The organism is Stenotrophomonas sp. STEN035, assembly GCF_056759935.1.
The window spans coordinates 62,139-86,149 of record NZ_JBRRDY010000006.1 but is presented as its reverse complement, the minus strand read 5'-3'; the positions used below and the strand labels follow the sequence as shown (position 1 = coordinate 86,149).

22 protein-coding genes are annotated in these 24,011 nt (G+C 64.6%); 17 read left to right on the top strand and 5 right to left on the bottom strand.

Features of this window, described 5'->3' with window-relative positions:
• The first annotated feature begins 110 nt into the window (after positions 1-110).
• The 5 genes from ACVOLL_RS04805 to ACVOLL_RS04785 are packed head-to-tail and all read left to right on the top strand — an operon-like array spanning position 111 to position 4,244.
• Positions 111-743 carry a nucleotide-binding protein gene (locus tag ACVOLL_RS04805; protein ID WP_481511848.1) on the top strand — a complete coding sequence of 211 codons (633 nt, stop codon included), beginning with the start codon at positions 111-113 and terminating at the stop codon, positions 741-743.
• Positions 744-762: 19 nt separating this feature from the next.
• Entirely contained in the window at positions 763-1,239 is a 477-nt protein-coding gene (locus ACVOLL_RS04800) for a SixA phosphatase family protein (RefSeq protein ID WP_481511847.1), read from the top strand.
• A gap of 4 nt (positions 1,240-1,243) precedes the next feature.
• Entirely contained in the window at positions 1,244-1,813 is a 570-nt protein-coding gene (locus tag ACVOLL_RS04795) for a YceI family protein (protein WP_481511846.1), read from the top strand.
• A gap of 5 nt (positions 1,814-1,818) precedes the next feature.
• Positions 1,819-3,786, top strand: coding sequence for a phospholipase D family protein (locus tag ACVOLL_RS04790; protein ID WP_481511845.1), 1,968 nt, complete (start codon positions 1,819-1,821; stop codon positions 3,784-3,786).
• Between the two features lie 29 nt (positions 3,787-3,815).
• Complete coding sequence (locus ACVOLL_RS04785; RefSeq protein ID WP_481511844.1) at positions 3,816-4,244, top strand: hotdog fold thioesterase; 429 nt, start codon at positions 3,816-3,818, stop codon at positions 4,242-4,244.
• A gap of 186 nt (positions 4,245-4,430) precedes the next feature.
• On the opposite strand, the gene ACVOLL_RS04780 is transcribed toward ACVOLL_RS04785, so the two are convergent.
• Complete coding sequence (locus ACVOLL_RS04780) at positions 4,431-7,004, bottom strand: EAL domain-containing protein (RefSeq protein ID WP_481511843.1); 2,574 nt, start codon at positions 7,002-7,004, stop codon at positions 4,431-4,433.
• Positions 7,005-7,200: 196 nt separating this feature from the next.
• Between ACVOLL_RS04780 and ACVOLL_RS04775 the strand changes: the two genes are divergently transcribed.
• The 4 genes from ACVOLL_RS04775 to ACVOLL_RS04760 are packed head-to-tail and all read left to right on the top strand — an operon-like array spanning position 7,201 to position 11,789.
• Positions 7,201-7,992, top strand: a complete 792-nt coding sequence (locus tag ACVOLL_RS04775; protein WP_481511842.1) for a lysophospholipid acyltransferase family protein — start codon at positions 7,201-7,203, stop codon at positions 7,990-7,992.
• Between the two features lie 57 nt (positions 7,993-8,049).
• Positions 8,050-9,036, top strand: a complete 987-nt coding sequence (locus ACVOLL_RS04770) for a YheT family hydrolase (protein WP_481511901.1) — start codon at positions 8,050-8,052, stop codon at positions 9,034-9,036.
• 58 nt (positions 9,037-9,094) lie between these two features.
• Complete coding sequence (locus tag ACVOLL_RS04765) at positions 9,095-11,164, top strand: tetratricopeptide repeat protein (protein WP_481511841.1); 2,070 nt, start codon at positions 9,095-9,097, stop codon at positions 11,162-11,164.
• Between the two features lie 13 nt (positions 11,165-11,177).
• Entirely contained in the window at positions 11,178-11,789 is a 612-nt protein-coding gene (locus tag ACVOLL_RS04760; RefSeq protein WP_481511840.1) for a YbhB/YbcL family Raf kinase inhibitor-like protein, read from the top strand.
• Positions 11,790-11,915: 126 nt separating this feature from the next.
• Here the strand turns inward: ACVOLL_RS04760 and ACVOLL_RS04755 are convergent, their stop codons facing one another.
• Both ACVOLL_RS04755 and ACVOLL_RS04750 read right to left on the bottom strand, forming a co-directional pair.
• Positions 11,916-12,740, bottom strand: a complete 825-nt coding sequence (locus tag ACVOLL_RS04755) for a DUF4377 domain-containing protein (RefSeq protein ID WP_481511839.1) — start codon at positions 12,738-12,740, stop codon at positions 11,916-11,918.
• Between the two features lie 83 nt (positions 12,741-12,823).
• On the bottom strand, positions 12,824-13,618 hold the full coding sequence (locus ACVOLL_RS04750) for an undecaprenyl-diphosphate phosphatase (RefSeq protein ID WP_481511838.1): 795 nt from the start codon (positions 13,616-13,618) through the stop codon (positions 12,824-12,826).
• A 210-nt stretch (positions 13,619-13,828) separates the two neighbouring features.
• On the opposite strand from ACVOLL_RS04750, the gene glnA reads away from it, so the two are divergent.
• From glnA to ACVOLL_RS04735, 3 genes are all read left to right on the top strand, one after another.
• On the top strand, positions 13,829-15,238 hold the full coding sequence (glnA, locus tag ACVOLL_RS04745) for a type I glutamate--ammonia ligase (protein WP_481508675.1): 1,410 nt from the start codon (positions 13,829-13,831) through the stop codon (positions 15,236-15,238).
• Between the two features lie 378 nt (positions 15,239-15,616).
• Positions 15,617-15,955: a P-II family nitrogen regulator gene (locus ACVOLL_RS04740; RefSeq protein WP_481508674.1), complete on the top strand. Its 339-nt coding sequence runs from the start codon at positions 15,617-15,619 to the stop codon at positions 15,953-15,955.
• Positions 15,956-16,045: 90 nt separating this feature from the next.
• On the top strand, positions 16,046-17,470 hold the full coding sequence (locus tag ACVOLL_RS04735; protein ID WP_481511837.1) for an ammonium transporter: 1,425 nt from the start codon (positions 16,046-16,048) through the stop codon (positions 17,468-17,470).
• Positions 17,471-17,690: 220 nt separating this feature from the next.
• On the opposite strand, the gene ACVOLL_RS04730 is transcribed toward ACVOLL_RS04735, so the two are convergent.
• Positions 17,691-17,909, bottom strand: a complete 219-nt coding sequence (locus tag ACVOLL_RS04730) for a DUF6500 family protein (protein ID WP_481511836.1) — start codon at positions 17,907-17,909, stop codon at positions 17,691-17,693.
• Positions 17,910-18,152: 243 nt separating this feature from the next.
• Between ACVOLL_RS04730 and ACVOLL_RS04725 the strand changes: the two genes are divergently transcribed.
• From ACVOLL_RS04725 to ACVOLL_RS04705, 5 genes are read left to right on the top strand one after another with little or no spacing between them, the layout of a single operon-like run.
• Positions 18,153-18,890 carry an N-acetylmuramoyl-L-alanine amidase gene (locus ACVOLL_RS04725; RefSeq protein WP_481511835.1) on the top strand — a complete coding sequence of 246 codons (738 nt, stop codon included), beginning with the start codon at positions 18,153-18,155 and terminating at the stop codon, positions 18,888-18,890.
• A gap of 28 nt (positions 18,891-18,918) precedes the next feature.
• Complete coding sequence (locus tag ACVOLL_RS04720) at positions 18,919-19,974, top strand: two-component system sensor histidine kinase NtrB (RefSeq protein ID WP_481511834.1); 1,056 nt, start codon at positions 18,919-18,921, stop codon at positions 19,972-19,974.
• A complete protein-coding gene (gene ntrC / locus ACVOLL_RS04715; protein ID WP_481511833.1) occupies positions 19,967-21,415 on the top strand; it encodes a nitrogen regulation protein NR(I) in 1,449 nt (482 codons plus the stop codon). The genes ACVOLL_RS04720 and ntrC overlap by 8 nt, the downstream gene beginning before the upstream one ends.
• Before the next feature lie 41 nt (positions 21,416-21,456).
• Positions 21,457-22,029 carry a superoxide dismutase family protein gene (locus ACVOLL_RS04710; RefSeq protein ID WP_481511832.1) on the top strand — a complete coding sequence of 191 codons (573 nt, stop codon included), beginning with the start codon at positions 21,457-21,459 and terminating at the stop codon, positions 22,027-22,029.
• Between the two features lie 58 nt (positions 22,030-22,087).
• Positions 22,088-22,702 carry a superoxide dismutase family protein gene (locus tag ACVOLL_RS04705; RefSeq protein WP_481511831.1) on the top strand — a complete coding sequence of 205 codons (615 nt, stop codon included), beginning with the start codon at positions 22,088-22,090 and terminating at the stop codon, positions 22,700-22,702.
• A gap of 363 nt (positions 22,703-23,065) precedes the next feature.
• Here the strand turns inward: ACVOLL_RS04705 and ACVOLL_RS04700 are convergent, their stop codons facing one another.
• Positions 23,066-23,971 carry a hypothetical protein gene (locus ACVOLL_RS04700; protein ID WP_481511830.1) on the bottom strand — a complete coding sequence of 302 codons (906 nt, stop codon included), beginning with the start codon at positions 23,969-23,971 and terminating at the stop codon, positions 23,066-23,068.
• Between the last annotated feature and the right edge of the window lie 40 nt (positions 23,972-24,011).

Genomic DNA, 24,011 nt, shown 5'->3' with positions numbered 1-24,011 from the left:
ACGATAGCAAAGCCGCAGGCCTTGCCGGGACGGGTTCCTCACCGGATGACTACCTTTGCCAACGCAGGCCGGTGTACGCTGCGGGCAAGTCCCGCGGAAACGAGGCGTGCATGAAGACGATTCTGGTAGCCGGCTCCAAAGGCGGTGTCGGCAAGACCACCATCGCTACCCATCTGGCCGCACACTCGGCCTTGTCCGGCCTGGCAACGGTGATCGCCGATGCCGACCCGCAGGGTTCCAGCACCCGCTGGGCGCAACGCCGTTCCATTCTGGACAGCGCGGTGCTGCCGGTGGATGTGCATCGCAAGAAGAACTGGGAAAAGCTCATTCCTGACGGCGCCGAGCAGGTCATCATCGATGCCCCGGCCGGTGCCTATGGCGAGGATCTGGAGCGTTTCATCGACATCGCCGATGCGGTGGTGGTGCCGGTGCTGCCCTCGGCACTGGATATCGAGGCCATCGTCGGCTTCCTCAACAGCCTGTCCAGGATCAAGCGCATCCATTCGCGGGCGGTGCCGGTGGGGCTGGTGCTCAACCGCACCAAGCCGTGGACGCAGACCTCGCAACAGGCCAGGCAAATGCTGGCCGAATGGCCGTATGAGGTTGTCACGCAGCTGCGTGACAGCCAGAGTTATGTGGTGATGGTCGGGCTTGGGCGCAGCCTGTTCGACTATCACTCTGCACAGGTACGCGAGCACCAGCAAGACTGGGAGCCGCTGCTCAAGTGGTTGAACAAGGTCTGATCAGGAGTACTAACCGACCATGCGTGAATTGATCCTGCTGCGACATGCCCATGCCGAACCGGCTGCCAATGGCCAAGCCGATATCGACCGGCCCCTCTCACCGCATGGCTTGGCCGAGGCTGAGGCGGCCGGCCGTTGGTTACAGGAAAACAAGTTGGTGCCGGACCGGGTGCTGTGCTCGCCGGCGCGGCGCTCCCGCGAAACCCTGGAGTCGGTGCTCGAGCGCACCGGTTATGTCGAGCAGCGCCTGGAAGAACGCATCTATGACGCCGCGCCGGGCACCCTGGCGGCACTGCTGGACGAACACAACGAAGTGGAACGCGTGCTGGTGGTTGGCCACAACCCGGGGCTGGAGCAGCTGGTGGCGCTGTTGAACAGCGGCCAGACCGGCGATTACCGCGGCATGCCGCCGGCGTCGGTCGCGGTATTGTCCTTGCCGAAGGAATCGCCGATCGAACCTGGCATCGCCAAGTTGACCGCATTCTGGTGGCCTTGAGCCCATGGCGGCGGCGCGGTTTGGGCTGCTGCTGATTCTGTTGATGCTGGCTGGCTCGGCCCTTGCGGCCGAGCCATTGCATTTCGACACGGCGCATTCCCGGTTTGGTTTTGAAATACGTACCCGCTTCGGGCAGAAGGTGGAGGGTGTCTTTCCGCGTTTCGAGGGCTGGATCACGGTGCTGCCCGATGGCCGCCATCAGGTGCGGCTGCGCATGTTCACCGAGTATGTGGAGATCCCGGAGCGGCCGCGCTACACCAGCTGGATCCGCGGCGAGGACTTTTTTGATGCGGCACGCTACCCGGTGGTGGAGTTCGACTCTGATCCCTATGACCCGCGGTTGACTGAAACCGGCGGCGACGTACAGGGGCGCTTGTCGATCCGAGGCATCAGCCGGCCTGAAGTAATGCGGCTGGCAAAACCTGAATGCGCGCGGCCCGGCTATGATTGCGATCTCGTCAGCCGCGGCACCGTCCTGCGCGGCCGATATGGCATGGATAGCTGGCAGATGGCCCTGAGTGATCGAGTGATATTCGTACTGCGTACACGCCTGGTGGGCGCCCCCAAAACGTGAAAGCTGTGATCCGTCTTTTGCCGGTGCTGGCGCTTCTGCTGGCCAGCGGTTGTGCTTCGCTGTCCAATCAACAGCGCGAGCGTGCCGTTGGCATTGCCGTGGCTGCGCGCTCCACCGTGGTGGACTGCGACCAGCCCGATCGCTGTGCGCTGGATTCGCCTCTGCGCGCACTCGGTGGCAAGGCCATCGCCGAATCCACGGCGCAGCTGCCACGGCACTACGCCACCATCGTCGACGAGGGCGAGCTGTCGCTGATAGCGCGGTTGAACCTGATCCGCAGCGCCACCCGCAGCGTGGACCTTCAGACCTATATCTTCGATACCGACGACAGTGCGCGGATGGTGATCGACGAACTGCTGGCCGCAGCCCGGCGTGGGGTCAAGGTACGGGTGCTGATCGATCAACTCTCGGCCATCTCCGACCTGCAGATGTTGGGCGCCTTGTCCGGAGCACATACCAACTTCGAGCTGCGCGTCTACAACCCCGCATTCGGCAAGGCCAAGCTCAACTACTTCGACTATGCCGGCAGCGTGCTGTGCTGCTTCCGTCGCTTCAACCAGCGCATGCACAACAAGCTGCTGGTGATCGACGATGTGATCGGCATGGTCGGCGGCCGCAACTACCAGGACGACTATTACGACTGGGACAGCGAGTACAACTTCCGCGACCGTGACGTGGTGGTGGCCGGTCCGGAAGCGCGCGAGATGGCGGCCAACTTCCAGGCGTTCTGGGAAGCGCGCCGCAGCGTGCCGGCCGAACGGCTCAACGACGTCGGCAAGACCTTGTTGAACGAGGGCGTGCCGGCATTGCCGCAGGCGGCATTCCGCCGTCCGGATCGCATCGCGCGGGTCGATGCGGAAGCCTCTGACCCGGACTTCATCGAACAGGCATTTGTCGACACCGCCTTGCCGGTAAGTGCGGTCAGCTACGTCGCCGACCTGCCGCGCAAACACCGCCGTGAACGTGAGGCGCAGCCGCTCAATGGCCAGCATGTGACCGAGCCGCGGTTGGATGCGCTGATCTCGCAGGCCCAGACCGAGGTGCTGCTGCAGACGCCCTACCTGGTGCTGTCCAAGCCCGCGCAGGAGCTGTTCAAGAACCTGCGCAAGCGCGAAACGCCGCCGCGGGTAGTGGTGTCGACCAACAGTCTGGCGGCTACCGACAACCCCATCGTCTATGCGCTTTCGTACAAGTACAAGCGTCGCAATCTGCGCGTACTGGGCTTCAACATCTACGAGTACAAGCCGTTCCCGCTGGACGCGCCGATCGACTACGCGCAGCTGTTGCCAGCGCCGTTGGACGGTGATCCGGCCGTGGCACCCACCCGCAACCGGGTGATCGGCGGCAGTGCGGCTGGCAGCAATGTGCGCGGCAGCGGTTCCGGGCGCCGCCTCAGTGCCGATGGCAGCGAGGTCGAGCGTGAGGTGCTGCGTACCGAAACCCGCCCCTCGTTCCTGGGTACGCGTGCGGTCAACCGTCCCTTGCCGGTTACCCGGCGCGGTGCGCGCATGGGCCTGCATGCCAAGTCGCTGGTGGTGGATCGCCGTATTGGCGTGATCGGCACCCATAACTTCGATCCGCGCAGCGAAAACTACAACACCGAAGGCGCGGTGATCATCGAGGACCCGGCGTTCGCCGAGCAGCTGGCGCAGAGCATCCTGCGCGACGTGCACCCGGACAACTCCTGGGTGGTGGCACCGCGCGAAAAGCCGCCGGTGCTGTCGGGCCTGAATTACAGTATCGGCAAGGCCTCCGAGGCGCTGCCGATCCTGGATTTCTGGCCCTGGCGTTATGCCACCGACTACGCCTTCAAACCGGGCCCGGAATGCCCGCAGCCGCTGCCCAGGCAGGACCCGCATTTCCACAGCTGCTACACCGCGGTAGGTGACTTCCCGGAAGTCGACGTTGGCCCCAAGTGGGTGCTGGTGCGCATGCTGACCGCGTTCGGCGCGGGGCTGGTCCCCATCCTCTGATCGTTCCATTTCCCCGACAGGTAGCTGCAATGAGCCAAGTATTCCGTGCGCCGGTTGACCTGCAGTTGGTCAACGAGCTGAGCCGCAACACCTTGATCGATCATCTGGGTATTGTCTTCACCGCTGCCGGCGATGATTGGCTGCAGGCAACGATGCCGGTAGATGCGCGCACCAAGCAGCCCTACGGTCTGCTGCATGGCGGTGCCTCGGTAGTGCTGGCCGAGACCCTGGGCAGCAGCGCCGGCAATCTCTGCGTGGACCCGAGCCAGCAGGTGTGCGTTGGCCTGGAGATCAATGCCAACCATCTGCGTGCGGCGCGTAGTGGTGTGGTTACCGGTACCGCACGCGCGCTGCATGTGGGCCGTACCACCCAGGTGTGGGAGATCCGCATCGAGGACGAGGCTGGCAAGCCGGTGTGTATTTCGCGGCTGACCTTGGCGGTTGTGGCGGTTGGGTGAGTGGTTGGTGTTTTGGCTAAGAGCTAAGAGCTCAAAAGCACCCCTCTCCAACCCTCCCCTTGCCTGCGGCAAAGGGAGGGGCTGAAGCTGCGCCCCCTCCCTTTCGCGCAGCGAAGGGGAGGGCTGGGGAGGGGTAGCTTTTGCCGTTGCTGTTGTACCCGCACCCGCACCCCCGGCAACCTCCAGCTAAACCAATACCGCCACCGGCAGATGCTCACGCACCCAATCGGCCAAGGCCGGTGCCGGCAAGGCCGGGGTGAAATGAAACCCCTGCGCGATCTGGTAGCCCTGCGCGCCGAGCAGGCGCAGTTGCTCCAGACTCTCAACGCCTTCGGCAACCACCTTCAACTGCAGGCTCTGGCCGATGTGGGCGATGGCCTGGGTCAGCGCGCTGGCAACCTTGTCGCCTTCAATGCCGCGCACGAAACTGCGGTCCAGCTTGAGTTCGCTGATCGGCAGCTGGCGCAGGTAACTGAGGCTGGAATAGCCGGTGCCGAAGTCGTCCATCGACAGCCGCACACCCAGTGCATGCACCTGTCGCAGCGTCTGCAGCGTGATCGGGTCGCCATCCAGCAATACGTCTTCGGTGATTTCCAGGATCAGGTCCTCGGCGCTCAAGGATTCCTGCTGCAGGATCTGGCTGATGCAGTCCGTCAGTGCCACGCTGTGGAAGTTGGTTGGTGACAGGTTCACCGACACCGACGGCACCTCCAGGCCTTCCTGACGCCAGCGGCCCAGCTGCCGGCAGGCTTCGCGCAATGCCCATTGGCCGAGATCACCAATCAGCCCGGCCTCTTCGGCCAAGGGGATGAAGCGTATCGGCGGCACGCTGCCCAGTCGCGGATGCTGCCAGCGCGCCAGCGCTTCGACGCTGTGCAAGCGCCCGCTGTGGATTTCGATCTGCGGTTGGTAGTGCAGCTGCAGTTGGCCTTGTTCAAGTGCTTCGCGCAGTGCCGCTTCCAGCGCCATGCGCTCCTGCGCGCACTCGTCCATCTCGCTGCTGTAGAAGCGCACCCGGTTGCGGCCGTTGTGTTTGGCCTGGTACATGGCGACGTCGGCATGGTGCAGCAGCGAATCCATGTTGTTGCCGTCATGCGGAAAGATGCTGATGCCGATGCTGGCCGAGGGCCGGATTTCCAGGTCGCCCAGCGCCAAAGGCAGGCCCAGCGTACGCAGGATGCGCTCGCTGCGCTCACTGGCGGCGGGTACGTCGCAGCGGTTGAGGATCACCACGAACTCATCGCCGGAGAGCCGACCGACGATGTCCATCGGTCCGGTTTCCTCCTGTAGGCGGCGCGCCACCGTGCGCAGTAGTTCGTCACCGCCGGGGTGGCCGAAGGAGTCGTTGATCTGCTTGAAGCGGTCCAGATCGATGAACATCACCGCCATTGTCTGCCCGTGATGGTTGGCGGCGGTGATGGCCTGGTCGGCCTGGGCGTGCAGCAAGCTGCGGTTGGGCAGGCCGGTGAGGTCGTCGTAGAACGCCAGCCGACGGATCCGGTTGCGTGCTTCCTCGCGCTCCAGTGCCAGCGCACACAGGTGCACGATCACCTCGACCAGGCGGTGATGGAAGCTGTCCGGGTCGTAGGGTTGCCGGTAGTAGAAGGCGAAGGTGCCAAGCACGCGGCCATCGTTGGCCTTGATCGGGGTGGACCAGCAGGCAGCCAGGCCGTGCTGCAGGGCCAGGTGGCTGATGCCTTCCCAGTTGGGATCGGTAGCGATGTCGCGGCTGAGCACGGTCTGGCCGCAGTACGCGGCGGTGCCGCAGGCGCCGGTTTTCGGCCCTACCGGCACGCCGTCCACCAGCCGGGTGTAGGCTTCGGGCAGGCTCGGCGCAGCCAGGTGGCGCAGTCGCCCGTCTTCCACCCGCAGCACCGAGCACAGCACCTGCGGGGCGATCTTCTCCACCTCCAGGCACATCATCTGCATCACCTCGGCGGTGGGCACTTCGCGCACCATCGCGTCGAGCATCTTGTGCTGCAGGACTTCGTGCACCTTGGTGCGGGTGATGTCCATCAGCACGATGACCAGGTTCACCAAGCTGCCGTAGTCATCGAAGATCGGGTTGGTGCTGACCGAGCACCATAGTGGCTGCCCGTTCTTGCGGTAGAGCCGCTCGTCGGCGCGGATCGGCTGCCCTGCCAGCAATCGCGCGGTATAGGCGCTCAGCTGCTCGGGCGAAAAGCTGTCCGGCGCCAACAGTGCCGGCACGTACTGGCCCATCGCCTCGGCATCAAGGAAGCCGAACAGGCGCCGGAAGCCCTTGTTCAGATGCACGATGCGGCCTTCGGCATCGGTGATCAGCACCGCGCTCTGGGTTTCATCGAAGCCCAGCGACAGTAGGCGCTCGCGTGCCTGTGCCAGGCGCCGCGCGGTGACGTCGCTGACCAGCACCATGCGGATGTTGCGCTCACCGTCGGCAATCTGTGACATGGTGACGCTGATCCAGCAGGTGCTCTGGTCCTTGCGGATCATCTGGATGTCATGCGGGTCGGCGGCCAGCTCCTGCACGCGGTTGCTGGTGCCGGGGTACAGGCGGGTGTTGTAGCGCTCGCGCATGCTCGCCGGTGCCAGCGTGCCCAGGTTCCTGCCCTGTAGTTCGGCGCGGGTCCAGCCGGAAATATCTTCCATGGCTTGGTTGACGTACAGAATGGTATTGGCGTCGTCGAACAGAATCACGCCATTGCCGATCTGTTCCAGTGCCGCCGAGAACAGTTGCAGCATGTCTTCTGTCGATGACAGCAGCTGCCGGTCCATCATGCCGTCCCCCTGAACGATAGTGTTGTTGTACACACTTCATGCCGGGAATGTTGCCGGCGTACCCTCAAAATCCGGGCCGACCGGTACTTCCTGCCGATAGTGTGGCACGGCGCACCCTTTGGCAGCGTCTGTGGGTATGGCAATAGGCATGGTCCCCTGCTGGCGGAAGCTGGACCGCATCCGGTATCGTGAGGGGATGACATCCCCCCGTCCCGCCCGCCAGGGCGGTGTGGCCCGCGTGTTCCGTTACTTGTACCGCGCCCCGCTGCTACTGGTTCACATTGTCCTGTTCCTGCCGCTGATCCTGCTGCTGATGACGCAGCCGTTGGGGCGTATCGGCCCCGCCAGCAACCCGCTGGAAGAGCGGGTGGTGCGCTGGTGGTCGGGCGGTTTGATGTGGATCTTCGGCTTCCGCCTGCAGCGCTATGGCCAGCCCTTGCCGGGTGCGGTGCTGTTTGTCGCCAATCACGTGGGTTGGGTCGATATCTGCGTCATTCACAGCCAGAAGATGGTCGGCTTCGTCGCCAAGCGCGAAATCGCCGGCTGGCCGGTGGTTGGCTGGGTCGCCAGCCGTGGCCACACCATCTTCCACCAGCGCGGTAATACCGAGTCGCTGGGCGGGGTGATGGAAGAGATGGTCAAGCGTCTGCAGGAACAGCGGCCGGTGGCGGTGTTCCCGGAGGGCCGTACCCGCGGTGGCACGGACGTGGGGCCGTTCCACGCGCGCATCTTCCAGGCGGCGGTGGAAGCCGGTGTGCCGGTGCAGCCGATCGCGCTGCGTTATGGCGTGCGTGGTGACGCGCAGACCACGGTGGCATTCGCACCGGGTGAAAGCTTCTTCGGCAATTTCCTGCGACTGCTCGGCGAACCGGCACGGCGTGGCGAAGTGCATTTCCTTGAGCCCATCGCCATCCAGGACCTGGAAGGCCGCCGGCGCATCGCCGAGACTTCGCGTGCGCGCATCGTGGCGGTGATGGAAGGACTGTAAGGTGCCTATCGCGGCCAACGCTGAGTTGGGCAGTCAACGCCTACCTGGTCGGTCATGCTGAGCGCCTGCAACTATCAGCCCCCACGCTGGCTGCGTAACCCACACCTGCAGTCGATGCTGGCCTCCAGCCGGCTGCGCTTGCGACGTGGCCGCCAGCTGCTGGCCGCCAGCGGCGCGGTCACCCAGGAGCTGCTGCTCGACGGTGGCGACGGCGTGCGCCTGCAGGCCTGGCACAGTCGCCCGCAGGGCGCACCGCCACAGGCGCTTGCGTTGTTGTTGCATGGCTGGGAAGGCAGCGCCGAATCCAGCTATATGCGCATGACCGCCGCGCGCCTGCTGGAGCAGGGCTTTGACGTGGTGCGGTTGAACTTCCGCGACCATGGCAATACCCATCACCTCAATCCGGGAATCTTCCATTCCTGCCGTATCGATGAAGTGGTGCATGCCGCTGCCGATGTGGCGCAGCGCTTTGCCGGTTTGCCGATGGTGGCAGCGGGGTATTCGCTGGGCGGCAATTTCGTGCTGCGGCTGGCACTGCGTGCGCCTGCCGCCGGGGTGCCGCTGCGGCATGTTGCCTCGGTATGCCCAGTGTTGGACCCGGCGGTCACCATGGACAGCATTGAACGTGGTCCGGCGATGTACGACTGGTACTTCCGCCGCAAATGGACCGGCTCGCTGCGCCGCAAGCGTGCCTTGTTCCCTGAGCTGGCTGACTGCGATGACAAGGTGTTGAAACTGGACATCCGCGCGCTGACCGGCTGGCTGGTTGATCGACATACCGATTTCGGCTCGCTGCAGGAGTACTTCGACGGTTACTCCATTGCCGGCGACAAGCTGGCTGGGCTGCAGGTACCGGCCGATATCCTGATGGCCGCCGACGACCCGGTGATTCCCTTCACCACCTTCGATCACTGGCGGCTGCCGGCCGACGCGCATCTGGAGATCGCGCGCTGGGGCGGCCACTGCGGTTTCATCGAGAACCTGCTTGGCGACGGCTTCTCCGAACGCTGGGTGGCGCAGCGACTGCACGCTGCCATCAGCTGAACCCAGCAGCAGCGGCCGGGGCCGCTACAATGCGGGTTTGCGCTAACGCTGGACCGCCATGCAAGACAAGATCATTGAAGCCCTGCGCCGTAATGCCACCGATGAGGCCGTGACCCTGGCCCATGCATGGGTTGGCGCAGAACCGCAACAAGCCCAGGCCCACCGCTGGCTGGCGTTGGCCCTGCAGCAGCAAGGCCAGCTGGAGCAGGCCCAGGCCAGTCTGGAACAGGCGCTGGGCTTGGCCCCGGATGACGCAGCACTGCATCTGCAGCACGCAGGCCTGTTGCTGGCGCAGCGTCAGATCGAGGCCGCCGGGCTGGCGCTGGATCGCAGCACTGCGCTGAACCCCAATGAATTCTCCGCCTACCTGATGCAGGCACACCTGGCGCTGGGCCGCGATGACATCGACGAGGCCGACCGTCTGGGTCGGATGGCGGCGCGCGTCGATCCGGACAGCCCCGAACTGGGCGCGATTGAAGGCATGGTCGCGCTGCGCCGTGGTGACGCCGACCGCGCCCTGGCGATTCTGTCGGCCGCTGCTGCCAAGCTGCCAAATGACGTCCGCGTGCTGTACGCGCTGGGCTTCGCCTACCTGGGCAAGGACATGCTGGCCTTTGCCGAACAGGCGTTCCGCCGCGTGATCGAATTGAACCCCGATAACCACGCGCTGCGTGGCCTGATCGTGCAGTTGCTGCTGCGTCAAGGGCACCTGGACCGTGCAGCGGAAATGATGCGCGACGTACTGGCTACACCACAGGGTGATACCCCGGGCATGCGCCGCTTGGCCGGCGAGCTGGAACTGGCCTCGGGTCAGCCACTGCAGGCACTTGAACACCTGCGCCCGCTGCTGTTGCAGGTGCCGGGTGACCGTCCCACGCTGCAGATGCTGTTGATGGCGTGGCAGCGTCTGGGCCGCGAGGAAGAAGCCCGTAGCGAGCTGGAAGCCGCCGTGCAGGCGCATCCGCAGCTGCATGATCTGTGGATGGCACGCCTTGCCGTGGCCCAGGTCGGCAGCGAAGAGGCGGTGGACGTGGTTGAACGCTGGCTGACAGCGATGCCTGAGCACCTGCCAGCGCTGGAAGCGCGCATGAGTCTGCATGACATGAACGACCAGGCCGAAGAGGCCGAAGCCGTGGCCCATCACATCATCGCACTGGAGCCGGGCCGGATCAGTGGCGAGCAGCGCATTGTTGAAGCGTTGTTGCAGCGCGAGCCAAGCGCGGCGATCGCGCATGTGCAGGGGCTGGTGGATCGTGCGCCGGAGCAGGCGCGCATCGGTGTGCGTGGTTGGCTGGGCGCTACCCAGGACCGCGCTGGCGACCGCGCCGGTGCGCTGGCTACCTGGATGCGTGTACACGAGGAAATGGCGCCCAACCGTCTGCCGCTACCGCAGCAGGCGCGTGCACCGGCCGAATGGCCGGCGATGGGCGAAGTGGCCGACGACAACCCGGTGCGGCCGATTTTCCTGTGGGGCGCCCCGGGTTCGGGCGTGGAGCGGGTGGCAATGGTGATGGCCGCCGGCAGCAGCGTGCTGCGCGATGACCGCTTCGGGCCAACGCCTCCCAATGATGGGTTCCAGAACTTCCTGACCTTGCAGCGCCTGGCCACCGATGCACTGACCCCGGAGCAGCTGGTGCAGCAGTGGCGCGAAGCGCTGCCGGCACGCGGCATTGAAGACGGCAACGTGATCGACTGGTTGCTGTGGTGGGACAACGCCCTGCTGTGGGCGCTGCGCCCGCAGCTGCCGGAAGGTCGCCTGATCATCGCCCTGCGCGACCCGCGCGACATGTTGGTGGAATGGCTGGCGCTGGGCGCGCCGGCACCGCTGGCAGTGACCTCGGCCAGCGAGGCTGCGCAGTGGCTTGCCCGCGCGCTGGCCCAGGTCGCGTTGTTGCATGAGCAGGATCTGTACACCCATATGCTTATCCATACCGACGATGCGGTGAATGATCCGGCGGCGATGGGTGCACTGTTGGAACAGGCCTTTGGCGTGCGGTTCCCGCCGGTGCGCAGTATTGGCCCGGGCACCATTTCGGCTGGCCATTGGCGCAATTACACGCAGGTACTGGCGTCGGAGTTTGCAGTGCTGACCCCGGTCGCGGTGCGTCTGGGCTATCCCGAAGCCTGATCGAGGAACAATGATGAAACTGGACAGTCAGAGTTTTCAGAACGGGCAGCCGATTGCCGCTGAGTTTGCTGCCGGCGATGCCAACGGCTTCGCCGGTAACCGCAACCCGCAGCTGGCCTGGAGCGATGTGCCGGCCGGCACGCGCTCGTTCGCGCTGATCTGCGTGGACCCGGACGTGCCGACCGTGGCTGAGCTGGTCGGCCGCGATGACGTCGGCATTCCGCTGGATCAGCCGCGCACCGACTTCGTGCATTGGGTGATGGTGGATGTTCCTGCCGGGCTGCGGGAAATCGCCGCCGGCAGCTGCAGCGACGGTTTCACCGCGCACGGCAAGACCCAGCCGGCCGGTCCGGCCGGTGCACGCCAGGGCATCAACGATTACACCGGCTGGTTTGCCGGCAACGCGCAGATGAGTGGCACTTACTACGGCTACGACGGCCCGTACCCGCCGTTCAACGACGAGCGCCTGCACCGCTATTTCTTCCGGTTGTTCGCGCTGGATGTGGAGCGTCTGCCGGTGGAGGGTGCATTCACCGCTGCCGACGTGTACCGGGCAATGCAAGGCCATGTGCTGGCCGAAGCGTCGGTGCATGGCACGTATACGTTGAACAAAGCGCTGGCCTAGCGATGTAGTGCCGAGCCATGCTCGGCAGAGGCTTCACCGGTAGAGCCCCAGCCGAGCATGGCTCGGCTCTACAAAACAGCAAGGGCGCCTGACGGCGCCCTTGCTGTTTGCGTAAGCCCTTCGGGCTTATTTCGCCATTTCCGACATCACCACCATGTCCAGCACATAGGCCTGCGACGGCGCATCGGCCGGCGGGTTCTTGATCTGGTAACGCTTCAGACGCAGCACGTTGCGCACGCCCGGCTCGTGGGTGTAACCCTCGATGTTGCCGTAGAAGTTGGTGAACTCACCGCGCTTGCCCTGTTCCAGGCCCTGCTCGTTGTACTTCACCTCACGCACCTGCAGGCAGGTGGCGTCCTTCATCAGCGGGTGCGGGCAGGGCTTGGTCTGCGGCTCCACTTCCATGAACACGATCTCGCCCGGGCCGCCGTAGCGGGTTTCGGCGGTCGGCTCGGCGCGGAAGCTGAGCACGTCGCCCTTGACGGTGACCAGGGTCATTGCCGAGGCGTCGAGTGCACGCACGGTCAGCTTGCCCTGCAGGCGCTCGCTGATCAGGCCGTCAACCGCCATCAGCGGGCCCTGGCAGGCCTTGTTGGTGGACATCAGGTTGCCGACGGTCAATGCACCGGCTTCCAACGTGTAGCCGCCGCCGATGTTGTTGCAGGCGTTGCTGACCGACAGGCGGTTGTCCTTGAAGTCCAGGGTCAGCGGCTTGTCGGCCTGCACGAACAGGCCGTCGATGCGCTTGCCGCTGGCGTCCACGGCGTTGTCCAGCAGCCAGTGGTTGGCGCCGAGCTGGCTGGCGTCGATGCTCGCCGTTGCAGCGGCAGGCGTCGCGGCAGCTGCGGTCGCAGCAGGGGCCGCCGGATCGGTGGCGTCCTTGGCGGCCGGCGGGTTGCTGCAGGCGGTCATCAGGGCGAACGGCAGGGCCAACAGGAGGATGCGCTTCATTTGGAACTCCTTGGGAGCGTGGAAAGATTCAGGGCGATAAACGGGCCGGCGTGGGTGCCGGGGTCAACTCCGCAGTGACGCATTCAGTTTCCAGCAGGCAAAAACAACAGCAGGCCGATGCCCAAGGCGATCCGATACAGGGCGAAGCCGCTGAAGGAATGACGCTTGATATAACTCAACAGCCATTTGACCACAATGAAACCGGTGACCACGGCGGCGGCGAAGGCCACGCTCACGTCGGTCCAGTTCTCGCTGCCGAGCTTGCCGTCCTTGGCCAGTTCCAGGAAGGCGTAGGCGCTGGCGGCGAACATGGTCGGGATGCCGACGAGGAAGACGAACTCGGTTGCTGCCGAGCGCCGGCTCAGGCCCAGCAGCATGGCCAGGAAGATCGCCGCGGCCGAGCGTGAGGTGCCGGGGAATACGCCGGCGACAACCTGTGCCAGGCCGACGGCGATGGCTACTTTCCAGGTCACCGTTTCGTTGTCGGGCATGCGTGCGGCAAAACGCTCGGCGACCAGCATCCAGATGCCGCCGATGACCAGCGCCCAGGCCACCGGGGCAACGGTTTCGGGCAGCTCCCAGCCAGCAAGTCGCACCGGCAGGCCGACCAGCGCGGTGACCAGGAAGGCCGCGCCCAGCTTCATCACGTAGTCGCGGTTTTCGCGCTGGTTCAAGCCGGTGGCCAGCGACCACAGCCGCTGCCGAAGCACCAGGGTGACGGCGATGATGGCGCCGGCCTGGATGACGATGTTGAAGAAGTCCGAGCGCTCACCCAGCCAATGCTGGGCGATCAGCAGGTGGCCGGTGCTGGAAATCGGGAGGAATTCGGTAAGGCCTTCGAGGATGCCAAGGAGCAGGGCGGAGAGCAGGTCGGACATGAGGGCTGGTATGGGAAAGGCGGGCACAGCATAGAACATTAAGTGTTATGCACCTGAATGGTGCATGGCATGAAAACAGCACCAGATTGGTGCTTATGACCGCTGATACCATCTGCATACAATCAATAAAAACAACGTGTTACCGGATTTTAAAAGTTGGCACGTCATTTGCTTTGTTACATGCACATCATCCATCCGAGGTTGCACCCGATGTCGCTGGAAAACGTTGAGAAGCTGATCAAGGACAACCAGATCGAGTTCATCGACCTGCGTTTCGTCGACATGCGTGGCATCGAGCAGCACGTGACCTTCCCGGTTTCGATCATCGAGCCGACCCTGTTTGAAGAAGGCAAGATGTTCGACGGCAGCTCGATCGCCGGCTGGAAGGGCATCGCCGAGTCGGACATGGTGCTGCTGCCGGACGCTGATAGCGCCTACGTCGATCCGTTCTACGCCGACCCGACCCTGGTGCTGATCTGCGACGTGCTCGACCCGGCCACCATGCAGGGCTACGGCCGCTGCCCGCGCGGCATCGCCAAGCGTGCCGAGTCCTACCTGAAGTCCTCCGGCATCGCCGACCTGGCCTTCTTCGGCCCGGAACCGGAATTCTTCATCTTCGATTCGGTGCAGTTCGCCAACGACATGGGCAACACCTTCTACAAGATCAATTCTGAAGAAGGCGCCTGGAACACCGGCAAGAGCTACGACGGCACCAACACCGGCTACCGTCCGACCGTGAAGGGTGGTTACTTCCCGGTGCCGCCGACCGATTCGCTGCACGATATCCGCGCAGAGATGTGCAAGGTGCTGGAAAAGGTCGGCATCGAAGTCGAAGTGCACCACCACGAAGTGGCCAATGCCGGCCAGTGCGAGATCGGTGCCAAGTTCAACACGCTGGTGACCAAGGCTGACGAACTGCAGCGCATGAAGCACGTCATCAAGAACGTCGCCCACCGCAACGGCAAGACCGTGACCTTCATGCCCAAGCCGCTGGTCGGCGACAACGGCAGCGGCATGCACGTGCACCAGTCGCTGGCCAAGGGTGGCAACAACCTGTTCTCCGGTGACGGCTACGGTGGCCTGAGCCAGATGGCGCTGTGGTACATCGGCGGCATCTTCAAGCACGCCCGTGCCATCAACGCCTTCGCCAACTCCGGCACCAACAGCTACAAGCGTCTGGTCCCGGGCTTCGAAGCACCGGTGATGCTGGCCTATTCGGCGCGCAACCGTTCGGCATCTTGCCGCATTCCGTGGGTGTCCAACCCGAAGGCACGCCGCATCGAAATGCGCTTCCCCGATCCGATCCAGTCCGGCTACCTGACCTTCACCGCGCTGATGATGGCCGGCCTGGACGGTATCAAGAACCAGATCGACCCGGGCGCACCGAGCGACAAGGATCTGTACGACCTGCCGCCGGAAGAAGAGAAGCTGATCCCGCAGGTCTGTTCCTCGCTGGATCAGGCACTGGAAGCGCTGGACAAGGACCGCGAGTTCCTCAAGGCCGGTGGCGTGATGAGCGACGACTTCATCGACGCTTACATCGCGTTGAAGATGAAGGAAGTCACCGCGTTCCGCGCAGCGACCCACCCGCTCGAATACCAGCTGTACTACGCAAGCTGAGTCAACAAGCTGATGTAACGGCGGCCATCGCATGGCGCTGGCCGCCGGCAACACCAGGTGTAGTTACTAGCTGTTTTTAGGCGGCGTTGGCGTGGACCCTCCCCCTCCCATCTGCGTCATCGCCGCCGCCTTTGTTGCTGGGGAGCACAAAGGTCATGCAACAGCGAGCAACACGCCTGCAGGGGCAAGAGAATCCGAGCGCGCGGCATGGGCCACTCCTCCCTCCCGCGTGGTTGTAGCGGCCGGCAGCAATGCCGGCGGCAACAGCCAGGCCCATGATGCGTTCGGCGCAACAGCCAGCGGCCATACAACGGCCGGTGGAAGACACGATGCCGGCCCGCAGCCGCAGGCCGGTCTCCTCCACATCGGGACATGCGCATGAAATTAATCTCCGCGATCATCCGTCCATTCAAGCTCGACGAAGTGCGTGAAGCCTTGGGCGCCGCAGGCGTTTCCGGCATCACCGTCACCGAGGTCAAGGGCTTTGGACGGCAGAAAGGCCACACCGAGCTGTACCGTGGCGCCGAATACGTCGTCGATTTCCTCCCCAAGATCCGCATTGAAACCGCCGTCACCGACGACAACGTCGATGCCGTGATCGAAGCCCTGCAGGGCGCTGCTGGCACCGGCAAGATCGGTGACGGCAAGATCTTCGTTACCGCGCTTGAACAAGTGGTGCGTATCCGCACCGGCGAAACAGGCGCCGACGCGCTTTAAGAACCCGCTACCGCCCCGTCCTCCGGCGGCAGCGACCGCCAGGTGACAACGGGTCGCTGGCAGGTTCCACCCCCACAACCGGAGTCGACAATGCGAACGGAATTTTTCACCGGGTTGAAAGCCCGGCTCGGAGGCCTGTGCCTGTCTTTCATGCTCACCGCGATGCTGTTGGGCATGTTTTCGAGCAGTGCGTGGGCACAGCAAGCGCAAGCCCAGCCTGCAACCGCCACTGAAGTGGCCACTGCGCCGGCAGACGCTGCAGCCGCACCAGTCGCTGAAGCAGAAGCCGCACCCAGCTTCGACAAGGGCGACGTGGCGTGGATGCTGACCGCCACCTTGCTGGTCTTGATGATGGTGGTGCCCGGCCTTGCGCTGTTCTACGGCGGCCTGGTGCGCGCCAAGAACGTGCTGTCGGTGCTCAGCCAGGTACTGGTGGTGTTCTCGCTGGTGCTGATCCTGTGGGTGGCCTATGGCTACAGCGCGGTGTTCAGTGCGGGCAACCAGTTCTTCGGTTCCTTCACCGAGTTCGCCTTCCTCAAGGGCTTCACCCCGGACTCGGTCGGCAATACGCCGATCGCCGGCTTGCCGGACTTCCTGTTCGTCGCCTTCCAGTCGACCTTTGCCGGCATCACCACCGCGCTGATCGTTGGTGCCTTCGCCGAGCGCATCAAGTTCCGCGCGGTGCTGCTGTTCTCGGCGCTGTGGTTCACCCTGAGCTACATCCCGATGGCGCACATCGTCTGGGGCGGCGGCTATCTCGGTGAGATGGGCGCGATCGACTTTGCCGGTGGCACCGTGGTGCATATCAATGCCGGTGTTGCCGGCCTGGTCGCTGCATGGTTCGTTGGCAAGCGCCTGGGCTACGGCCAGACCGCATTGAAGCCGCACAACCTGCCGCTGACCTGGATCGGCGCGATGCTGCTGTGGGTGGGCTGGTTTGGCTTCAATGCCGGCTCTGCTGCGGCTGCTGACACTGTCGCCTCGCTGGCCTTCATCAACACCGTGTTGGCGACTGCTGCAGCGGTGCTGGGTTGGACGCTGGTGGAAGCCATCACCAAGGGCCATCCGTCGGCGCTTGGTGCAGCCTCGGGTGCGGTGGCTGGTCTGGTTGGTGTAACGCCGGCCTGCGGCACCGTCGGTCCGATGGGCGCCATCGTGATTGGTTTTGTCACCGGCATCATCTGCGTCTGGGGTGTTACCGGCTTGAAGCGCCTGTTGAAGGCCGACGACACCGCTGACGTCTTCGGCGTGCATGGTGTGGGCGGTATCGTCGGCGCCATCCTCACCGGCGTGTTCAGTGCGCAGTCGCTGGGCGGCACCAAGGTTGATCTGGATATCGCCCACCAGGTGTGGGTGCAGGTAGTCAGCGTTGGCTTCACCGTGTTGTGGTCGGCCGTGGTCACCGCTGTGATCCTGCTGGTGGTCCGTGCCCTGGTCGGCCTGCGCGTCAGCGAAGAAGCCGAGCGCACCGGCCTGGACGTCACCACCCACGGCGAATCGGCGTACGAGGCTTAAGCTCGCAAAGCCCCTCTCCCGCTTGCGGGAGAGGGGTTGGGGTGAGGGCAGCTTTCAAGCTTTACCTGTAAAGCCCCTGCCGAGCATGGCTCGGCACTACAGGGCACCATCCCGCAAACAATCAGAGCCCCTCTCCCTCCGGGAGAGGGGTTGGGGGAGAGGGTACGGCGAAGCAGCATCACCATACGACCGGAACCAAACCGAAGAAACCCAAGGTGCGTCATCCCTCAGCCAATACCAACGTCTTCACCTTCTCGGCTTTCTCAAAATGATCCAGGCGATGGATCTTGATCCACCACGTAGCCGCTTCCATCAGCAGCTCGGGATCATCATTGCGATTCGCAAAAAACGCATAGAACGACAACCCAACCGTCGGCCCCTTCGCCGCAATCTTTGCATCGCAGACCGCAACAATTTTCTGTTTCAGTGAATCACGCATTGCCGCTCCAGCAGATCGACGAACCACCCATCTGCATAGCCTAGCCACATCGGCCAGCCATCCCCAGCGGAAAGCGTTTTGAACATGCAGCGCATGTTCCGTGCCGGCATCACGTCGGCTCCCCAACTCCCTGAGCAGGCCCTCCAATGCAAGCAAGCCACATCGCCGCCGTCATCGGCCCAGTTGTCGTTCCATGCCCGAGCGCACTTGCAAAGCCACGCCCGGCAACGTGCAATGGTCTGCATGAAGACCAAACTGCTGCTGCCGCTCGCCCTGTTGGCCACGCTGACTGCCTGTACCTCCACACCGGAGCGCAATCCGCTCGCGCAGTGGGTGCCGTCGCCGAATTACAACGACCGCCAGCCGGTGTTGATCGTGCTGCACCACACCGAGCAGGACTCGGTGCAGGAGAGCCTGGACACGCTGCGCAGCGCCAACAGCGGCGGCAAGGTCAGCTCGCATTATCTGGTCGGCAGCGATGGTGAGCTCTACCAGCTTGTGGCCGATGGCGAACGCGCCTGGCATGCCGGTGGTGGCCGCTGGGGCGGCTTCACCGATCTCAACTCGACCTCGATCGGTATCGAGATCGACAACAACGGCGACAGCCCGTTCACCCAGCCGCAGATCGTCAGCCTGCTGCGCCTGCTCGATGACCTCTGCAAGCGCTACAACATCCCGCGCAGCCAGATCATCGGCCACGCCGACCTGGCCCCGACCCGCAAGGCTGATCCCAGCCGCTACTTCCCGTGGCAGCAGTTGGCCGAAGCCGGTTTCGGCCTGTGGCCGGACCCCAAGCACGGCCCGGCACCGGCCGGCTTCGACAGCTGGATGGCGATGCAGGCCTTCGGTTACGCGCTGGATGACCGCGCTGCCGCCGCACGCGCCTTCCACCGCCGCTTCCGTGGCAGCGACAGCTTGCCCGCCGAACTCGACGCCGAGGACGCCCGCATCCTGTATTCCCTGCTGCAGCAGAAGCAGTGATCGGCCTGCTTTGCACTATATTGGTGCAATGACCGACGCCGATTTCTCGCCCATCCCGGAGCTGCTGGCCACGCCGCTGGTCTGGAGTGGCGTGGACGGGCGTATCCAAGGCGCAAACCCTGCCTTCTGCCGCTGGCTGGGGGTGAGCGTGCGGCGCCTGCTTGGCCAGCCGCTGGTGTCGCTGGAAGCGCAGGGCGAGGTGCTGGCGCAGCGCCTGGCCAATCCGGCCACCGACCTGACCCGTCTGCCACGCCTGACCTTGGCCTTGCCGGGCGAAGCCCCGCGCTTTGCCGACGTTTGGTTGAGCGCGGTGGAGCAGGGCGGCTGGCTGCTGGAAGCGCACCCGGTGGACGAGTTCCAGGGCGCCGACCCGGCGCAGGTACTGCCAGGTGCATTCAGTGCGGCCTTGAAGGGTCTGGCCCACGAGCTGCGCAATCCGCTGGCTGGCCTGAAAGGCGCCGCCCAGCTGCTGGCACGGCGTGCGACTGGCCGTGATGCCGACGAGCGCGAACTGATCGAACTGATCGGTGCCGAGATCGAGCGCCTCAATACCTTGCTGGAGCAACTGCTGTCGCCTGCACCGCAGCGTCCGCATGCGCCGATGAACATCCACGCCGCGCTGGAACGCGTGCTGCGCCTGGTCGAGAACGAAGCCGGCTGGTCGGTACGGCTGCTGCGGGATTACGATCCCAGCATTCCCGAGTTCCCCGGAGATGGCGACCGCCTCACCCAGGCCTTGTTGAATCTGGTCCGCAATGCGATCCAGGCCGGCGCCACCAGCGTCACTTTGCGCACCCGCGTCGAGCACGGCCTGCGCATTGCCGAGCAGCCCTATGCGTTGGCCCTGCGGCTGGAAGTAGCCGACGACGGCCGCGGCGTGCCCGAAGAACTGGCCGAGCACCTGTTCCTGCCGCTGGTCAGCGGCCGCGCCGAAGGTACCGGTCTCGGACTGGCGCTGGCCCAGCAAGTCGCACGCGAACACCGCGGCACCTTGAGTTACCGTTCGCGCCCCGGCCACACCGTGTTCACCGTGCTGCTGCCGTTGCCTGCCGCCGAGGAAGCGCCGGAGGTGGGCGATGCATAAGTCGCCACATGCCGCGACCGTCTGGGTAGTCGATGACGATCGCTCGGTGCGTTTTGTCCTGACCACCGCACTGCGCGACGCCGGCTACACGGTGGAAGGTTTCGATAGCGCCGCCGCCGCATTGAGTGCGATGGCGCGGCAGCCGGTGCCGGATCTGCTGTTCACCGATGTGCGCATGCCCGGTGACGATGGATTGGTGTTGCTGGACAAGCTCAAGACCGCGCATCCGCAACTGCCGGTGATCGTGATGTCGGCCTATACCGACGTGGCAAGCACCGCTGGCGCATTCCGTGGCGGTGCGCACGAGTTCCTGTCCAAGCCCTTCGATCTGGACGATGCGGTGGAGCTGGCGCGGCGCGCGCTGCCCGAAGCCGAAGAACTGCCGCAGCCGGTGGCACTGCCGCCTGCGGCAACACAGAAGGAAGAAGGGCCGCCACAGCTGATCGGTGACACACCAGCGATGCGCGCGCTGTTCCGCGCCATCGGCCGTCTCGCGCAGGCACCGCTGTCGGTGCTGATCAATGGCGAGACCGGCACCGGCAAGGAGTTGGTGGCTAATGCATTGCACCGCGAGTCACCGCGCGCCAAAGGCCCATTCGTCGCACTCAATACCGCCGCGATCCCGGCCGAGCTGCTGGAAAGCGAACTGTTCGGCCACGAGGCCGGCGCCTTTACCGGCGCGACCAAGCGCCACATCGGCCGCTTCGAGCAGGCCGACGGCGGCACTTTGTTCCTCGATGAAATCGGCGACATGCCGCTGGCGTTGCAGACGCGATTGTTGCGTGTGCTGGCCGAAGGTGAGTTCTTCCGCGTTGGCGGCCGCGAGCTGATCCGCGTCGATGTGCGGGTGGTCGCAGCCACCCATCAGGATCTGGAAACGCTGGTCGAACACGGCCGCTTCCGTGCTGATCTGCTGCACCGGCTGGACATGGTGCGCTTGTTGCTGCCGCCGCTGCGCGAGCGTCTGGGCGATGTGCCGCAACTGGCCGAAAACTTCCTGCTCAACGCCGCGCGCCGGCTTGACATGCCGCCCAAGCGCCTGTCCGTTGCGGCGGTAAAGGCACTGCGCGAACACAACTGGCCGGGCAACGTCCGCGAGCTGGAGAATGTCTGCTGGCGTCTGGCCGCGCTGGCAGTTGCCGACACCGTATCGGCCGACGACGTGCAGGCCGCATTGAACCGTGGCGGCCGTGCCGCAGCCGGCACCACCGCCGTCACACCGGAACATTGGGACCGCGCCTTGGCTGCCTGGGCCCGGCAGCGCCTGGCCGAAGGTGCCAGCGGCCTGCATGCCGAGGCACGTGAGCGCTTGGACAACGTGCTGCTGGAAGTGGCACTGGATTTCACCGACGGCCACCGCGCCGATGCCGCAACCCGGCTCGGACTTGGCCGTAACACCGTTACCCGCAAACTTGGGCCCGGACGCCGTCGCGGTAGTTGAGTGCGGCACCGGCCTGTTCGTTCTGTTGCAAGGAGATATCGATGCGCATCCTGCTTCCTCTTACCGCCCTGGCCGCAACCGCGTTGCTCAGTGCCTGCGGCACCAGCCCGGGCACCAAAACCGCACCGCCACCGCCGCCGATGTCCACGGTCAGCACGGCCAAGATGGCTGAAGCGAATCTGGCACCGGCCTCGGCCAGTCTGGTCAGCGGTCGCCTGGCCTTGGTGCCGGAAGCCGGCGGCGTGCATATCACGGGTGTGATTGGTGGCCTGCCGCGTGGCCAGCAGGCCGCCTTCCATGTGCACGAAAAGGGCGACTGCAGCGCGGTGGATGCCAGCAGTGCCGGCGGCCACTTCAACCCCGCCATGCAGCAGCACGGCCGCGCTGCTGCCGGTGCGCACCATGCCGGCGACATGGACAACCTGCAGGCCGATGCCAAAGGTGTGGCGCACGTGGACGTTCATCTTCGCGGCGTTACCCTCGGCGGAGGTGCTGCAAACGACGTCGCTGGGCGCGCACTGGTGGTACATGCGTCGGCCGACGATTACCGCAGCCAACCGGCCGGCAATGCCGGTGCGCGCGTCGCCTGCGCGGTGATCCGCGTAGTGCGCTGAATGTTCCCCTGGGCATGCAGATACTGATTCGATCCAGACCAGCAAGGGAGTTACCCAGATGCGACTGATCCATACCAGCTTGTTCCTCGCCAGCGCCCTGGCCCTGACCGCCTGCAACAAGGGCGCAGAGCCCGATGCCGCACCGGCCGATACCGTCGCACCGCCGGCGGCAACCACGCCGGCTGCCGACCCGGCGGCACCGCCGGAAATGGCCAAACCGATCGCCACCGCACAGCTGCAGCCGACCAAGGACAGCACGGTCGCGGGCACCATCAACTTCAGCCTGGTCGATGGCCAGCTGCGCGCCAGCGGGGACATCACCGGCTTGAAGCCCGACAGCGAGCACGGCTTCCACATTCACGAAAAGGGTGATTGCAGCGCACCGGACGGCACCAGCGCCGGTGGCCACTTCAACCCGGGCCATAGCGAGCACGGCAGCATCAGCGCCGCGATGCATCACGGTGGTGACATGCCCAACATCAAGGCCGATGCGCAGGGCAATGCGCACATCGATGGCCCGGTGGCGAGCAACGTCAATGTCGGTGTCGGCGACGGCTTCGACATCGTCGGCCGCGGCCTGATCGTCCACGCCGACCCGGACGACTACAAGACCCAGCCGACCGGCAATGCAGGTGCACGTCTGGCTTGCGCGGTGATCGCCAAGGTGCAGTGATGAACTCCCTCCCTTTCGCGCAGCGAAGGGGAGGGTTGGGGAGGGGTGCTTTGGCTTTGGTCTTTGCACCTGCTATCCACTCAGAGTCATCAAAGTGACCAGCCGCTGAGCTTTCCGGTCGGAAGACCGAGGCAAGACAAAAGGCAACAGCAACAGCAACAGCACCCCTCCCCAACCCTCCCCTTGCCTTCGGCAAAGGGAGGGGGCAGTTCGCGGCGAGCATCAACTTGCTGCATGCATCGCTCCCTCCCTTGCGCGAAGCGCAGGGGAGGGTTGGGGAGGGGGGCTCTTGCTTTGGCTTCATCCGGCGCCAAAATAAAAAAGGCCGCTTACGCGGCCTTTTCTGCATTCACCTGCGCATACTCAATGCGCCAGCAGCGCCTTCGCATCCTGCCCGGCATTCACGTGCACATACAGCACGTCGATGCCATGCGCTTCCAATACCGCTGCCATCTGCCGCTGGCGCATCATGTACTGCTCGTACACGCGCTGCAGGCGATCACAGTCGTTCTTGTCCTGCGCGTAATGCGCACACCAGCCGGCCGGATCAAACAAGGCCATCCGCACCTCGCCGCCGACGTAACGCAGCAGCGGTTCGGGTGCGGCATCCAGCCATTGTTCTTCGTTGGGCGCGAACATCGCCGTTTCCAGTATTGGCCACAAATCGGCCAGGCCCTGGTTGTCGTACTGCATGGCCATCATCGCGGCCAGATCGTTGACGGTGAAATAGCGTGCGTGTTCGATCTGCGCGGCGAAGCTGTTCTGTGCCAGCAGCGCGGTGTCCGGCTGTGCCATGCCATTGGCCAGCAGCACTTCTTCCAGCGCATCTCGCACTTCATGACGCAGCGCCGCTTCACCGCCAGCAAGCACGAAAGGCAGCAGTCGCAGCGCACCGCCGATCAGCGCAGGGTCGGCCTGCAGTGGCAGTGGGATATCGCCATTGGCATCGGCACCAAACGCCAACAAGCGCGCGCCGTGGTTGCGGCCTGGGGCACGCATCTGCAGCTCTTCCAGGCGCCGATGAATGGGCAGGCCGGGACGCAGCACTTCGGCCGGGTCGAAATGCGCGGCGGCGAAAACCAGGTCCAGTTCGCTGACCTGCGGTACCAGCTTGGTCAGGTCACGGCCGATCAGCGCTGCCAGTTCACCAGCCTGCTCGGAGCCCAAGGCTGCCTTGCCGGGCTGCTCGCCGCCAGCCAGTTCCAGTGCCACTACGCCAAGGGCGTTCACGTCGGGGTTTGAATTGCTCATGATTCGCGGTTGGCCCATCACGGCCTCGAAGCTACACTCAACACCATTATGCCTGCTA

What these genes read in the sequence shown, in the direction of transcription:
- ACVOLL_RS04785 (WP_481511844.1), top strand. Translation starts at nt 3,816, where the DNA reads ATGAGCCAAGTATTCCGTGCGCCGGTTGACCTGCAGTTGGTCAACGAG.
- ACVOLL_RS04755 (WP_481511839.1), bottom strand. Translation starts at nt 12,740, where the DNA reads ATGAAGCGCATCCTCCTGTTGGCCCTGCCGTTCGCCCTGATGACCGCC.
- ACVOLL_RS04775 (WP_481511842.1), top strand. Translation starts at nt 7,201, where the DNA reads ATGACATCCCCCCGTCCCGCCCGCCAGGGCGGTGTGGCCCGCGTGTTC.
- ACVOLL_RS04720 (WP_481511834.1), top strand. Translation starts at nt 18,919, where the DNA reads ATGACCGACGCCGATTTCTCGCCCATCCCGGAGCTGCTGGCCACGCCG.
- ntrC (WP_481511833.1), top strand. Translation starts at nt 19,967, where the DNA reads ATGCATAAGTCGCCACATGCCGCGACCGTCTGGGTAGTCGATGACGAT.
- ACVOLL_RS04795 (WP_481511846.1), top strand. Translation starts at nt 1,244, where the DNA reads ATGGCGGCGGCGCGGTTTGGGCTGCTGCTGATTCTGTTGATGCTGGCT.
- ACVOLL_RS04760 (WP_481511840.1), top strand. Translation starts at nt 11,178, where the DNA reads ATGAAACTGGACAGTCAGAGTTTTCAGAACGGGCAGCCGATTGCCGCT.
- ACVOLL_RS04725 (WP_481511835.1), top strand. Translation starts at nt 18,153, where the DNA reads ATGAAGACCAAACTGCTGCTGCCGCTCGCCCTGTTGGCCACGCTGACT.
- ACVOLL_RS04730 (WP_481511836.1), bottom strand. Translation starts at nt 17,909, where the DNA reads ATGCGTGATTCACTGAAACAGAAAATTGTTGCGGTCTGCGATGCAAAG.
- ACVOLL_RS04765 (WP_481511841.1), top strand. Translation starts at nt 9,095, where the DNA reads ATGCAAGACAAGATCATTGAAGCCCTGCGCCGTAATGCCACCGATGAG.
- ACVOLL_RS04780 (WP_481511843.1), bottom strand. Translation starts at nt 7,004, where the DNA reads ATGATGGACCGGCAGCTGCTGTCATCGACAGAAGACATGCTGCAACTG.
- ACVOLL_RS04805 (WP_481511848.1), top strand. Translation starts at nt 111, where the DNA reads ATGAAGACGATTCTGGTAGCCGGCTCCAAAGGCGGTGTCGGCAAGACC.
- glnA (WP_481508675.1), top strand. Translation starts at nt 13,829, where the DNA reads ATGTCGCTGGAAAACGTTGAGAAGCTGATCAAGGACAACCAGATCGAG.
- ACVOLL_RS04700 (WP_481511830.1), bottom strand. Translation starts at nt 23,971, where the DNA reads ATGGGCCAACCGCGAATCATGAGCAATTCAAACCCCGACGTGAACGCC.
- ACVOLL_RS04735 (WP_481511837.1), top strand. Translation starts at nt 16,046, where the DNA reads ATGCGAACGGAATTTTTCACCGGGTTGAAAGCCCGGCTCGGAGGCCTG.
- ACVOLL_RS04740 (WP_481508674.1), top strand. Translation starts at nt 15,617, where the DNA reads ATGAAATTAATCTCCGCGATCATCCGTCCATTCAAGCTCGACGAAGTG.
- ACVOLL_RS04705 (WP_481511831.1), top strand. Translation starts at nt 22,088, where the DNA reads ATGCGACTGATCCATACCAGCTTGTTCCTCGCCAGCGCCCTGGCCCTG.
- ACVOLL_RS04800 (WP_481511847.1), top strand. Translation starts at nt 763, where the DNA reads ATGCGTGAATTGATCCTGCTGCGACATGCCCATGCCGAACCGGCTGCC.
- ACVOLL_RS04710 (WP_481511832.1), top strand. Translation starts at nt 21,457, where the DNA reads ATGCGCATCCTGCTTCCTCTTACCGCCCTGGCCGCAACCGCGTTGCTC.
- ACVOLL_RS04750 (WP_481511838.1), bottom strand. Translation starts at nt 13,618, where the DNA reads ATGTCCGACCTGCTCTCCGCCCTGCTCCTTGGCATCCTCGAAGGCCTT.